Raw genomic sequence first — 13,574 nt, 5'->3', positions numbered from 1 at the left:
GCGTATGGGCTAGCACCGCTTTTCGGATTTGCGCCGCTGACAGGAGCCAGACATGGAAGCCTCGTTTTCTCTCCCCAAAGACCGCATTCGCATCCTTCTGCTCGAAGGCATTCATGAAAGCGCCGCCCAGCATCTTGCCGCCCAGGGCTACAAGCAGGTGACCTGTGTGAAGACGGCGCTCGAGGGCGAGGCCCTGTCAGAGGCTCTGAAAGGCGTGCACATGGTGGGTATCCGCTCACGCACGCAACTCACGGCACCGGTGATCGAGGCTGCTGACCGCCTGATGGCGATCGGCTGTTTCTGCATCGGAACCAACCAGGTCGATCTCAACGCAGCACGCATGGCAGGTATTCCCGTTTTCAACGCTCCCTTCAGCAATACGCGCTCGGTGGCCGAACTGGTCATGGGCGAGATCGTGATGCTCCTGCGCCGCATTCCCTCGCGCTCCGAGCAATGCCATGCCGGTGGTTGGGACAAATCTGCCGTCAACGCCTGGGAAGTTCGCGGCAAGACGCTCGGGATTGTCGGCTATGGTTCCATCGGCTCGCAGCTCTCCGTCCTGGCCGAGGCCTTCGGCCTGCGCGTTATCTATTACGACACGGTGGACAAGCTGCCTCATGGCAATGCCACCCCGGTCGACACGCTGAATGATCTGCTGGCCCAGTCCGATATCGTCAGCCTGCATGTCCCGCAGACCGAACAGACCAAGGACATGATTGGCGAGGCCGAAATTCGGGCGATGAAGCCGAACTCGATTCTGCTGAACAACGCACGCGGCACGGTGGTCGATATCGACGCGCTCGCCGCCGCGCTCCGCGACGGCCATCTGATGGGTGCCGGCGTGGATGTGTTCCCGAAAGAGCCCAAAGGCGCTGGAGAGAGCTTCGTCTCACCGCTTCAGGGCCTGCCCAACGTCATCCTCACCCCGCATATCGGGGGTTCGACCATGGAAGCTCAGGAACGTATCGGCGTGGAAGTCGCGAAGCGCTTTGTTGAATATTCCGATGTCGGTTCCACGCTGGGCGCAGTGAATTTTCCCCCCGTTCAGTTGCCCGAGCGCCCGCGCGGCACACGCTTCATGCATGTGCATGAAAACCGCCCGGGCATCATGCGCCAGATCAACGAGATCTTCTCGAGCGAGGACTGCAACATCGTCGCGCAATATCTGCAGACGGATGGCGAGGTCGGCTATGTGGTGGTGGAAACCGATGCCAGCCCCGATAGTGAACTCGACACACGTTTGCTGAACCGCCTGCGCGACCTCAAGGGCACCATGCGCGCCAGGCTGATCTATCAGCGCTGAAGTAATTTGATGAATTATTGATGCACCGCTGGTAATGATCAGGAACAAAATTTTCTGCTCCTGATCATTCGTTGGTGCCGTGACCGTTTCTTCTTCTATCGCCCGTATCCAGAGCTTCGCGTTTGCGGGCATCGACGCCATTCCGGTCACCGTCGAAATCCAGATTGCCTCAGGCCTGCCCGCTTTCGTGATCGTGGGCCTGCCAGACAAGACCGTGGGTGAGGCTCGTGAACGCGTCCGTGCCGCCCTCGGCGCCCTGGGTCTGGCCCTGCCGCCCAAGCGTATTCTCATCAATCTGGTGCCCGCCGACCTCCCGAAGGAAGGCTCGCATTTCGATCTCCCCATCGCGCTGGCCATCATGACTGCCATGGGGACCCTCACGCACGAAGCGATAAGCGCGTATGCCGCAATCGGCGAATTATCGCTGGATGGCCGCTTGCAGGCCACAGGAGGCGTACTCTCGGCAGCGCTCGAGACGATCGGGCTTCAGCTGGGGCTCATCTGCCCCGCCCCGCAGGCGCAGGAGGCACGCTGGGCCAGCGATGCGCTCGATATTCTCGCCCCGCAGAGCCTGCGCGCCCTTCTGGGCCATTTCAACGGGGACCATGTCCTGCCGGCGCCCGAGCTGGAACGCGTGCCCCCCACGCCGCAAGGGGCTGATCTGTCGGCCATCAAGGGTCTCGATATGGGGCGGCGCGCACTCGAAATCACGGCCGCCGGGGGGCATTCCCTCCTGATGTCGGGCCCGCCCGGTGCGGGAAAATCCATGCTCGCGCAATGTCTGCCGTCCATCCTGCCTGACTTGACCCATGAACAAATACTCGAATGCAGCCGCATTCACAGTCTCGGCGGTCAGGCCGCAGGCAGCACACTCATCACGGAGCCGCCATTTCGTGCGCCGCATCACTCCACGACCTTGCCCGCACTAGTCGGTGGCGGAGCACGATCGCGCCCGGGGGAAGTCAGCCTTGCCCATAACGGGGTGCTGTTTCTTGACGAGCTTCCGGAGTTTTCCCGCGCCTGTCTCGAGTCCCTGCGTCAGCCCCTCGAAACAGGGGTGATTACTGTCGCCCGTGCGCGGCAGACGGTGCTCTACCCGTCCCGTTTCCAGTTTATCGCGGCCATGAATCCGTGCCGTTGCGGCTATCTGGGCGATGCGGAACGGGCGTGTCGCAAGGCCCCTCAATGCGGGGAAGAGTATAAGGCAAGACTATCAGGCCCGATGCTGGACCGGCTCGATCTCTCGCTCTTCGTCACCCCGGTCTCCCCGCTCGACATGATAACTGCTCCCTCTGGGGAGAGAAGCGCGGTCGTCCGGGCGCGCGTAGTGGCCGCCCGCGCCAGGCAGATCGCCCGACAGGGCGTTTCCAATGCCCAGGTCAGCGCCCTCGACATCGCTCTGAGTGCCGATGCCCGTGCGCTGGTCAGCGAGGCGGGGACGAAACTACGCCTCTCTGCCCGCGGTCTGACACGGCTGCTGCGCGTTGCACGCAGCATCGCCGATCTCGACCAGGCTAATGATGTGGAGGCACCGCATCTGCGCGAGGCCCTGGGGTTCCGACTTCGCTGAAACGTCAGCCCGCTACCGAGGCGCGGAGCACTTCCATACCGCCCTCGAGATCGGCGATGAGGTCATTCGGGTCTTCCAGCCCGATATGCAGGCGAAAGCTCGGCCCCTCCGGCATGGCGTTCGGCAGCGAGCGCCTCACCCCGCCAGTAGTCGGAAGAACGAGACTTTCATACCCGCCCCAGGACGCGCCAATACCGAATAATGCGAGCGCGTCGATCATGTCACGCATCGCCGCGACTGAAAGATCCGCGCGCAACTCAACGCCGAAGAGTGAACTCGCGCCCTCGAAATCACGTGCCCAGAATTCGTGACCCGGGCATTCCTCGAAGGCGGGATGAAGGACTTTCGCCACTTCGGGCCGACCTCGCAGCCATTGTGCCACCAGCAGAGCCGAGGCCGATTGCCGCTCCAGACGTACGGCCATGGTGCGCAATCCGCGCAGCGTCAGCCAGCATTCGTCCGGCCCGGCTAGCTGGCCGATCTGAATGGCTGAATCGCGCAGATCTTTCCAGAGCGCGCCATCGGCGACCGTGATCGCCCCGGCGATCACATCGGAATGTCCCGCCGGATATTTGGTGAGGGCCTGGATCGACACATCCACCCCGTGGCGGAAAGGCTGGAAGATGCCGATCCCCCAGGTGTTGTCGAGCATCAGCAGAGCACCATGCTCATGGGCCACGCGCGCCAGCATCGGGATATCCTGAACCTCGAAAGTATGGCTCCCAGGACTCTCCGCAAAAACGACGCGCGTATTGTCACGCAACAGGCCACGCAAGGCCTCTTCATCGGCCAGAGGTGCGTAATAGCTTGTCTCGATCCCCATGCGCGCAAGCATGGTTCCGGCAAAACGCCTCGTCGGCCCGTAAACCGAGTCAGGCAAAAGCAGATGATCGCCCGCATTCAGAAAAGCGAGCAGCGGAAGGGTGCAGGCGGCGAGGCCCGAGGAAACCACCTGTGTATGCGTTCCACCCTCGATCAGTGCGATCAGCTTTTCGAGCTCATGCTGAATGGGAGAGCCCATGGCGCCATAGATGAGCTCATGCTCGTGGCTGCGCAGCCCCTGCTCCTTCATGGCATCCAGCGAGGGGAAAAGCACGGTCGAACCCCTCGTGACCGGGGCATTGACGAAACTTCCCTCCTGCGGTGTCGGCTCCGGGCGACCACCCTGAACCAGGAGGGAGGACAGGCGCTTCCAACCGGAAGTAACCTGCTTTGCGGTGTTTTCCACTCTGTTCAGTCTCCTATGAGGTCTCGATGGGGAGAGTGGGGTCGCTTCCCCATTCTGCCCAGGACCCGTCGTAAAGCTGCCCGGGCGCATGCCCCGCAACACGCAGCGCCATGGTCAGCGTGGCGGCTGTCAAACCCGAGCCGCAACTGGTGATGACCTGCCTCGCGCCGATTGCGCAGGCCGCCAAACGCGCCACAAGCGCCTCAGGCTGCAGGAAATACCCCTCGGCATCGAGCACATCTCCGTAAGGCAGATTGACTGCCCCTCTCATATGCCCGCCACGCGTGTTCGGCCTCGGTTCAGCGACACGGGCGTGAAACCGCCCCGCGCTTCGAGCATCGAGGATCACGCGATCCGGATCCCCAAGCGCGGCAAGCACATCACCCTTCCCGGCGAGACGGGCATAGCGGGCACGCGTTTGATAAGCAGTATCGGAATGCGGCGCCGGTTCAGGGAGGGCATCGAAGGCGATCCCCGCTTGCTGCAGGGCCGCCAGCCCCCCATCGAGCACGTGGGCGCAGTCATGACCAAATAGATCAGCCATCCAATGAGCGCGACACGCCCCGATGCTGCCAGCACGGTCATAGAACACCAGCCCTGTCTCACGATCGATGCCATGCGCCGTCATGAAATCGGCGAAGAGCGCAGGTCCCGGCACCATATGCGGCAGGGTGTTGCCATGATCACAGATCTCGTTGATCCGGAAACGAATGGCGCCCGGGAGCGCTAACTCCCTGAAATCCGCTTCAGGATCGCCCTCCTGCCCGGGGAGCAGGATCGAGGCGTCGAGGAAACGGTAGCGACGCGCTGGCAGCGTCAACAGGGTCTGCGCATCGATGAGGGGTTTCAGCGTCATAGGCAGACCTTGCAAGAACGGGTTGAGAACCGCACGATAGCAGCCAGAACGACTATCCGGTCAACTGGTGCCAAAGGCGGCGACGGGAGATTTCGTGACGACCGAACGCATCATGCTTGGCTTGCTCCTGCTTGGCGTCGCTTATGGCTGCGGCGTGGTCTTATGGCCTTTTCTCTCCGCCATTCTGTGGGGAGCCATTCTCACATTCACGACATGGCCCGTCTTCAAGCGTCTGCGCCGGCATATGCGCCCCTCCCTGGCGGCGGTCGTGATGATGGTAGGAAGCGCCATCGCCATCGTGATGCCACTCGCCCTTCTCACCTCGACCGGCATTGCCGATCTGCCGCTGATCATTGGCGGGATCAACACCGAGATCGAGGCGCTCGGGCGCACTCACCCCACGCCGAGCTGGCTGGCTTCCCTGCCTGCCTTCGGCCCACAGCTCTCCAATGCCTATCTGCACTGGAGCCATGACGTTCGCGGGCTGGGCGAGGCGCTGCACCCCTATGCGGGGCAAATCGCGCGCTACGCCCTGAAGGCCCTGATGCAGATGGCAAGCGGGCTGGCGGAACTCGTGATGGCCCTGTTCATCGCCCTGTTTTTCTGGATCAGCGGCGACTCGCTCGGCCGGGTCATCAAGGCGGTGCTGACGCGCATCACCGGCACCTATGCGGATCGGCTGATCACGATCATCGGTGGAGTCATTCGTGGCACGGTTTATGGCATTCTGGGCACAGCCATCGTCCAAGGCGTCCTGACCTCGATCGGGCTTTTCATTTCGGGTGTTCCCGCCCCCGTTCTTCTGGGCGGTGTAGCCGCCTTCGTTGCGGTTTTCCCGGTCGGGGCGCCGCTGGTCTGGGCGCCCGCTGCGATCTGGCTCGCACTCCATCATCACCTGGGATGGGGGCTCTTCCTCGCCGGATACGGCATCGTCTTCATCTCTGGCGCCGATCATATCATCCGCCCTGCCTTCATCGCGCGCGGTGCACAGCTTCCCTATCTGCTCACGGTGCTGGGAGTGCTGGGCGGCGTCGTCACATTGGGCGGATTAGGCATTTTCCTGGGGCCTGTGCTGCTCGGCGTGGGCTATACACTCACAACTGAATTCGCGCGCGGCGCCTATCAGACTGAAAAGAAACTGGTGCAATGAGCCTGGCTCTCTCCCAAGAATCGCCTCTTCAACCAATACAGGACAGATCTGTCCCGTATATAGGACAGAGTTTTACGATTCTGAGCTGGAATTTGCTTCGCGCTGTCGGCGCGCCATTGGATGAAGTGGTCGATCTCGCGCGCAGCCTGCAGCCGGATATTTTTCTGATGCAGGAGGCCGTCGGTACGTTTGATCGCCTGCCCTCCATCCTCGGTGGCCATTACGCCCGTATCCCCTTGCCCGACCGCATTCACGGAACGGCCTGCTGGAGCCGCTTTGCTTTCAGGCGAGCGCCGATCTCCTGTGCGCTTCCTTCCGGGCTGGTCGTCAAACGGACCGCGCAGCTGATCGATTTCGGGTCCTTCTCCATCGCCAACGTGCATCTGTCTCACGGACAAATCCTCAATCGCCGCCAGTTGCGCCGCATCGCCCCCATCCTGCGCCCCCACGCGCTCGTCATGGGTGACTTCAATCTGGTCGGGCCGACCCTCCTGCCCGGGTTTCGTGACGTTGGCCCGCGGGAGCCAACGCATCGCATGGCGGACATCCTGCCGATCAGGCTCGATCGTTGCCTCGTACGCAACATGACCCCGTTGCGGAGTTCGGTCCTGCCCAATCAGAGCTCCGACCATCATCCCATAAGCGTCACCCTGCGTCTGGACGCTCCTGATGCCCATCGCGCGTTTTTTCAACGGCTGGCAGACCGCAGGCGACTCAAAGATAGGGCATGAATAGTCTGACAGAGGCGTTTCGTATCTTCCGCCACGCGCTCATGCTGTCGAGGGCATGATGGGTCAGCCGACCTGAGCGATGGCTTTCCATGAACACGGCCAGTTCCTGGGCCACAGATTCGCTGTAGATCTCGAGATTGATCTCGAAATTGAGCCTCAGACTGCGCGCATCGATGTTGCTGCTTCCGACGAAGGACCAGGAATCATCCACCACCAGCAGCTTCGCGTGATTGAAGGGAGGGCGATTCATCCAGATATGGCAGCCTGCCTGCAGGAAGGGCGCCAGACTTGCATCACGCGCATAATCGATCAGGCGGTGGTTGCTGCGCCGAGGAAGGATAATGTCGATCCTGACGCCGCGCAGCGCGGCGAGGCAGAGCTCGGAAACAAGCCGTTCATTGGGCAGGAAGTAAGGCGTCATGAGGCGAACGGAATGACGCGACAGCGCAATCGCCTGCAGCATGGAGAATTCGATCTTCTCCAGATCGTTATCCGGTCCTGACGTCACCACGCGCATCGGGATGTCGCCCTGACGCTGAAGCTCCGGAAAATAGACCGCCCCGTCGAGTTGCTCGCCGCAGGTAAAGGACCAATCCCGGGCAAAAGCTTCGCTCAACTGATGAACGACCGGCCCCTCCAGCCTGAAATGCGTATCCGCGACAGGATGCTTGATCCGCAGTCGGCGCAGATTCTCCTCACCGATATTCAGCCCCCCCATGAAGCCGACGCGGCCATCCACGATCAGCATCTTGCGGTGATTGCGCAGATTGATGAACGGCATCTTCCAGGGCCAGAGCGAGTGCATGAAGCGCTCGCAGGCGATGCCGCGCGCCCGCAGGGCCTTGTGGATACCGCTCATGAAGTACCCGCCGCCAATGCCGTCGACGAGAACATGCACGGCCACGCCGCGCTTTTGTGCAGCGGCGAGCGCCTCCACAAATTGCTGACCGATGCGGTCATCGCGAAAGATGTAGGAGCAGAGCAGGATCGAAAGCCGCGCAGAGGCGATATCGTCGAGCATGCGCGGATAGATGTTGTCGCCATCATGCAGGCAGATGATGGCATTACCCCCCAGCAGGGGACGCTCGGTCAGCTTGCCGATCATGCGTGCCAGAGGCGCGAACTCTCCCTTGAGCCGGATCTGCGCGGAATAGGCCATTCCGCGACCGCGCCAGTGATGATCGCTCACCAGACGTCGGGCCAGACGCCGCACACGGTTGATCCCGAACATGAGATAGAGCAGCGCACCACAAATCGGCATGAGCCAGCTCACCCCGATCCAACCGGCGCATGCCGCCGTGTTCTGTTTCGTTCTCAGAACGTGAAGGGTCACCGCCACCGCCAGACCCAACCGAAGCAGGATCATGAAGGCATCGAACAGGGTTACAGGCCAGCTCATCATTCATAACGTTAGCGTATTCGAGCGAAATTCAAAGACCGGCACCTTGCAACTCTGAAATTCATCGTAAAATATGGAGGAAAGGCGCATCCTGCTCGTCCACGGGCCCCACGGGCCGCAAGGGTTATGGGCATGGTCGGGATGCGGAGGGCGTCCGGGACGCGTCGGGCAGAGGCGACGATCGCAGTTCTACAGAACGGCTGGCCAATCTCGCAGCGCCGTCCTCTCATACGGCCCGGTCAGTCAGGACCGGATCGGCGGCCTTGCGGGGCTTGAGTGCTTGCGTCGAGATCGGCCCCCGAAAAACGGGCCTCTGAGGTGAATAATGGGCCGCCGCCGCTCGGTACGCCCTTTAAGTGAAGGAGAGAAAGGGTGGTTATGTCCGCGCATCGACCCCAGCTCTTCTACACGACCGAGCCCTCACCCTGCCCCTATCTGCCTGGTCGCACCGAACGCAAGGTCATGACCGAACTCTCGGGGGTGGATGCCGATCAGTTGCATGACCGGCTTTCGCGCGCGGGCTTCCGCCGCAGTCACGGCATCGTCTACGCGCCCGTCTGCAGCAATTGCCAGTCCTGTATTCCCATACGCCTGCCGGTTTTCGCCTTCAGACCCGATCGCACCATGCGACGTGTGCGACGCGACCACGCGGATCTCGTGGTTACCGAGCGGCCGATCATCGCCACTGAAGAGCAATATGAGCTGTTTCGCGCCTATCAGGAGCATCGCCATGGCGATGGTGACATGGCGCTGATGGGACTGGATGATTATCAGTCGATGATCGAAACGAGCCCGGTTGAGACGAGCGTGTTCGAGTTCCGGACCCGCGAGGGCAGACTGGTTTGTGTGTCCCTCGTCGATATGCTCTCTGACGGGCTGTCCGCGGTTTATACATTCTACTGCCTGGACGACCCGCACCGGTCCTTTGGGACCGCCTCGATCCTGTGGCTCATTGCCGAGGCTGCAAGCCGCGGCAAGCCCTATCTCTATCTTGGCTACTGGGTGCCTGGCAGCGCCAAGATGGGATACAAATCGCGCTTCCAGCCCGCCGAGATCCTGAGAGCCGGACAATGGCACCGTCTGGCCGATCAACTGGGAGCAAAGGCCTCTCCCCTGCCCGGTTCGACAGCACCCGGAGCGCCGAAATTCGATCCTCTTACAGCCATGCAGCCAGCGCCCGACCAATCGCCCGATGGCGCTGCCCTGCCGGACAACGCTGCGAGCGAGCCGATCTGATCAGCTTCGTGCCGGAGCCTTGCGGGTCATCCACTGAGGAGCTGCCTTGCCCTGATCGGCGCGCTTGCCTGCGATAACCGCCAGATCTGCTTCGCTGCGCGGTTTTTGTCCCTCATGCCAGACGAGCCCCGGCTCCCGGCTGAACAGACGCAGTTCGACAAGTCTGACACCTGCGGGGAGCTTCTGGATGGTCACGCCCATACCCTTGGTCAATTCGGGCAGGGCTTCCACCGCAAAACTCAGTGCCTTGCGGTTGCTCCCCATGGTGACGATCTGATCACCGGTCACCGCCACGCAGAAGGCCGCCCGATCACCGTCACGCAGGGTCAACACCTGCTTGCCTGTACGCTTTTCGGCCGCCATATCCGCGTCCCTCACGATCATGCCACGTCCGGACTCACTGGCCAGAACGTGACGCCCGCTCTCGTCGAGGGTGAAGAAGGCGATGATCTCCTCATCCTGAGGCAAATCGGCCAGAACGCGTATAGGCTGGCCAAAGCCACGGCCGCGCGGCAGGTCGGCCGCCTTGAGCGTGAAGGCGCGCCCACCGCTCACGAGCAGGCACAGACGCTCGGTACTCTGACATTCGAGAGACAGGCCGAACGCATCTCCCTCCTTGAACTTGTGGCTCTCGGGATCGATCCCATGCCCCTTGATGGCGCGCACCCAGCCCTCTCGTGACAGCAGCACGGTCAGGGGTTCGCGATCGACCTGTATGGCGGCGCTCAGATCGATCGGTTCGGGGGGCGCGGCAATCTGCGTACGCCTCGTCCCGAGCGCGCCCTCGCCGAAGCTGGCCGCCGTCGCATCGAGTTCCTTGCCAATGCGCGTCCACCGCTTGCGCTCGCTGCCCAGCAGGCCCTCAAGCCCCGATTTCTCCTTCAGCAGGGCATCGCGCTCCTTGCGTATCTCGATTTCCTCGAGACGGCGCAGCGAGCGTAGGCGCATGTTGAGCACATATTCGGCCTGCAGATCGGTCAGGCTGAACACACGCATCAATTCGGGCTTGGGCTCGTCGCTTTCACGGATGATGCGGATGACCTCGTCGAGATTGAGATAGACGGCCAGAAAGCCCTCGAGGATTTCCAGACGCCTTTCGACCGCTTTCAGACGATGTTGAGACCGACGCACGAGGACGATCTCTCGATGGTCGAGCCAGGACTGGATAACCTCGCGCAGCCCCATGACGCGGGGCACACGATTGGCATCCAGAACGTTCATGTTCAGGCTGAAGCGGCTCTCGAGCGGCGTTACCCGGAAAAGCGTCTCCATCAACACTTCCGGCTCGATCCCCTTGGTCTTGGGCTCCAGAACCAGACGGATATCTGTCGTGCTCTCATCACGTATATCGGCCAGGAGCGGCAGTTTCTTCTGCTCCATGAGCTCCGCGATCTGCTCGATCAGGCGTGATTTCTGCACCTGATAGGGGATCTCGGTCACGATCACGGTCCAGGTGCCAAAACGCCCCTGTTCCACTTCCCAGCGTGCGCGGGTCCGAAAGCTGCCGCGCCCCGTCTCATAGGCTGTGACCATACTCGCGGGGTCTTCGATCAGCACGCCACCGGTGGGAAAATCCGGGCCCGGCATAAACTGCATCAAGGCTTCGACGGGCGCCTGCGGGTTATCGATCAGATGGCGCGCGGCGCGACAGATCTCAGCGGCATTATGCGGCGGAATACTGGTGGCCATGCCGACTGCGATGCCAGCCGCGCCATTGGCCATCAGGTTTGGAAACGCGCCCGGCAGAACAACGGGCTCGGCGTCCTCGTTGTCGTAGGTGGGTCGGAAATCGACCGCGTCATCCTCGATCCCCTCTAGAAGGGCCTTCGCCACAGCCGTCAGTCGGGACTCCGTATAACGCATGGCTGCTGCGTTATCGCCGTCGATCGAGCCGAAATTGCCCTGCCCCTCGACCAGCGGATACCGCACGGCGAAGTCCTGCGCGAGACGGACCAGTGCCTCATAGACGGCGGCGTCACCATGGGGATGGAACTTACCGATCACGTCACCGACCACACGGGCGCATTTCTTGAAACCGGCAGTCGGGTCCAGCTTGAGTTGCTGCATCGCGTAGAGAATGCGCCGGTGAACCGGCTTCATTCCATCACGCACATCGGGCAGTGAACGCGCCATGATGGTCGACATGGCATAGGCGATATAGCGCTCGCTCAGCGCGTCGGCGAGCTTGGTATCCTCGATATGACCTGCCAGATCCTGACTCATGCGACGCCCTTTCGTTTCAGGGCAGATAAGGCGGGGGAGCGCGCCCTGTCCAGTGCAAATACCCCGTTTTTGTTCCCGTTTGCGCTCTGCCCCACCGGCACGATGCACGCCCCCACTATGGGAGGGCGTCATGGACTTGTCGCGGGGCGCAGCCGGGGATGGATGATGTCAATATAATCGATTTACAACTTTATGTGTCAACCGCCGTTCATCGCTCTCCTCTTCTCGTGAAAGACAGCGAATATGACCCTGACGGTTCTCTGGCTGACGGCCCTGATCATGTTTGCCGGTGGCACGGCCCTGCTGCTCCTGGGCAGAAGGCGCACGGAAACCGAAGGGGTGATGAGCCTCGCCCATGGCATCGTGCCCATCATTGCGGGATGCCTCTACGTGGCCATGGCAACCGGTCAGGGTGCTGTTCTCCTACCCACCGATGCCACTCTCGCTGGCGCCGCCAGCACGACCCGGATCTTCTGGTTTGGCCGCTATATCGACTGGGTGTTCACGACGCCGCTTCTGCTCGTCGGTCTCGGTTTCCTCGGCATGTTTCGCGGGCGCAAGCGTGCCGACCTTCTGCTGGGCGCTGTTGCGGCGGATGTGATCATGATCATCACGGCCTTCGCCTTCAGCGGGTCTGAAAACGTGATCGATCGCTGGATCTGGTTTGTCCTGTCCTGCGTCGCCTTTCTGGGCGTCTATTACGTCATCTGGGTGTCGCAACTGCAGGCCAATCGGCTCGAACGCCCGGAAGTGCAGAGCGCTTATCTGCGCAGCGCCGCCATCTTGTCGGTGCTCTGGATGGTCTACCCGATCATTCTCGCCCTCTCTCCGGACGGGCTCGGCATCGTGCCGGATTCTGCCAGCGTGCTGATCATCGCTATCACCGATGTCCTCGCCAAGGTGGGGTTTGGCTTCCTGAGTCTCAGCGATGATCGCAAGCTGACCACGATCTGAAGGCGCAAGGCCCGGTATGGCACAGTTGACCACTATCGGGCCGCGCAACAGGTTCAATCTGCTTTACTGGAGCATCGCCGCGCTTTCCTGCGGTACCGCACTCTGGTTGGGCAACACGATCATGGCGTTGGCCGTGATCATCCTCTTTGGTCTGCCACATGGGGCGCTTGACGGCGAAATGGCACGGCAGAAACTGCGTCCGTCCTTCGGGCCGCTCTGGTTTCCCGTCTTTGCCCTGCCCTATCTGCTGCTGGTGCTGCTCGTATTGCTCTCATGGCGGCTCTTTCCAGTCGTCACGCTCAACGTCTTTCTTGCGCTCTCGCTATGGCATTTCGGCACGGAGACGCGAGAAGGCAGCAACGCTCTGCCCGCTCTTCTCGTGCTCGGCGGCGCCCCCCTGATCCTGCCCAGCGTTTTCCACCCAGACGCTACCGCTCTGTTATTGAGCGCCATGGCCCCCCCGTCACGGCTGGACATGCCACCGGCATGGCTTGTCTGGCTGTTTCCGGTCTGGAGTCTCGTCGCATGCGCCTGGCTGGGGGCATCTCCTGCTCAAGAGCGGTTCCGGAAGGTCTTCGCGCTGATTGGATTGCTTGCCCTGTTTGCTGCACTTCCGCCGCTTCAGGCTTTCATGATCTATTTCGTCTTCCAGCACGCTCCGGCCCATGTTGCATCGCTGATCAGGGACCCGACCTGGCCAAGGCTCGTCTCGCAGGCATCAGCCATGCGCTATGCCCTGCCTTTGACGATCGCAACGCTCGCCATCGGGGCAGCGCTTTATCCGCTCTATACAGGGACAATCCCCGAGCGCCTGCTGGCGCTTACCTTCCAGCTCCTGGCTGCGCTCACTCTGCCCCATATGCTGTTTGCCCTCGTGCTGGAACGCGAGAGAGCCGCCCTCTCCGGATGAGCATTCCCGTCTGA

The 13,574-nt window shown here is 61.7% G+C and carries 11 protein-coding genes; 7 read left to right on the top strand and 4 right to left on the bottom strand.

The annotated features are described in order from the left end of the window. Nucleotides 1–52: 52 nt before the first annotated feature. Nucleotides 53–1,303, top strand: coding sequence for a phosphoglycerate dehydrogenase (gene serA, locus WFJ47_RS11190; RefSeq protein ID WP_336763035.1), 1,251 nt, complete (start codon nt 53–55; stop codon nt 1,301–1,303). A 79-nt stretch (nt 1,304–1,382) separates the two neighbouring features. Continuing rightward, a complete protein-coding gene (locus WFJ47_RS11185; RefSeq protein WP_336763033.1) occupies nt 1,383–2,873 on the top strand; it encodes a YifB family Mg chelatase-like AAA ATPase in 1,491 nt (496 codons plus the stop codon). 4 nt (nt 2,874–2,877) lie between these two features. Here the strand turns inward: WFJ47_RS11185 and metC are convergent, their stop codons facing one another. Next, on the bottom strand, nt 2,878–4,101 hold the full coding sequence (gene metC, locus WFJ47_RS11180; RefSeq protein ID WP_408868651.1) for a cystathionine beta-lyase: 1,224 nt from the start codon (nt 4,099–4,101) through the stop codon (nt 2,878–2,880). A 13-nt stretch (nt 4,102–4,114) separates the two neighbouring features. Then, nucleotides 4,115–4,957: a sulfurtransferase gene (locus WFJ47_RS11175; protein WP_336763031.1), complete on the bottom strand. Its 843-nt coding sequence runs from the start codon at nt 4,955–4,957 to the stop codon at nt 4,115–4,117. Between the two features lie 94 nt (nt 4,958–5,051). On the opposite strand from WFJ47_RS11175, the gene WFJ47_RS11170 reads away from it, so the two are divergent. Together WFJ47_RS11170 and WFJ47_RS11165 are read left to right on the top strand one after the other, a co-directional pair. Beyond that, nucleotides 5,052–6,107: an AI-2E family transporter gene (locus tag WFJ47_RS11170; protein WP_336763029.1), complete on the top strand. Its 1,056-nt coding sequence runs from the start codon at nt 5,052–5,054 to the stop codon at nt 6,105–6,107. Between the two features lie 92 nt (nt 6,108–6,199). Beyond that, nucleotides 6,200–6,838, top strand: coding sequence for an endonuclease/exonuclease/phosphatase family protein (locus tag WFJ47_RS11165; protein ID WP_336763028.1), 639 nt, complete (start codon nt 6,200–6,202; stop codon nt 6,836–6,838). On the opposite strand, the gene cls is transcribed toward WFJ47_RS11165, so the two are convergent. Continuing rightward, nucleotides 6,822–8,240 carry a cardiolipin synthase gene (gene cls, locus WFJ47_RS11160; protein ID WP_336763026.1) on the bottom strand — a complete coding sequence of 473 codons (1,419 nt, stop codon included), beginning with the start codon at nt 8,238–8,240 and terminating at the stop codon, nt 6,822–6,824. The genes WFJ47_RS11165 and cls overlap by 17 nt on opposite strands. A gap of 375 nt (nt 8,241–8,615) precedes the next feature. On the opposite strand from cls, the gene WFJ47_RS11155 reads away from it, so the two are divergent. Next, nucleotides 8,616–9,473 carry an arginyltransferase gene (locus tag WFJ47_RS11155; protein ID WP_336763024.1) on the top strand — a complete coding sequence of 286 codons (858 nt, stop codon included), beginning with the start codon at nt 8,616–8,618 and terminating at the stop codon, nt 9,471–9,473. Here WFJ47_RS11155 and parC read toward each other — a convergent pair whose 3' ends face one another. Next, on the bottom strand, nt 9,474–11,696 hold the full coding sequence (gene parC, locus WFJ47_RS11150; RefSeq protein WP_336763022.1) for a DNA topoisomerase IV subunit A: 2,223 nt from the start codon (nt 11,694–11,696) through the stop codon (nt 9,474–9,476). A 243-nt stretch (nt 11,697–11,939) separates the two neighbouring features. Between parC and WFJ47_RS11145 the strand changes: the two genes are divergently transcribed. Next, nucleotides 11,940–12,650: a bacteriorhodopsin gene (locus WFJ47_RS11145; protein WP_336763020.1), complete on the top strand. Its 711-nt coding sequence runs from the start codon at nt 11,940–11,942 to the stop codon at nt 12,648–12,650. A 16-nt stretch (nt 12,651–12,666) separates the two neighbouring features. After that, nucleotides 12,667–13,560 carry a Brp/Blh family beta-carotene 15,15'-dioxygenase gene (locus tag WFJ47_RS11140; RefSeq protein WP_336763018.1) on the top strand — a complete coding sequence of 298 codons (894 nt, stop codon included), beginning with the start codon at nt 12,667–12,669 and terminating at the stop codon, nt 13,558–13,560. The last annotated feature ends 14 nt before the right edge of the window (nt 13,561–13,574 follow it).

It is taken from the genome of Asaia sp. VD9, from assembly GCF_037150015.1.
Lineage (GTDB): Bacteria > Pseudomonadota > Alphaproteobacteria > Acetobacterales > Acetobacteraceae > Asaia.
This window is presented reverse-complemented; position numbering and strand designations above follow the sequence as displayed.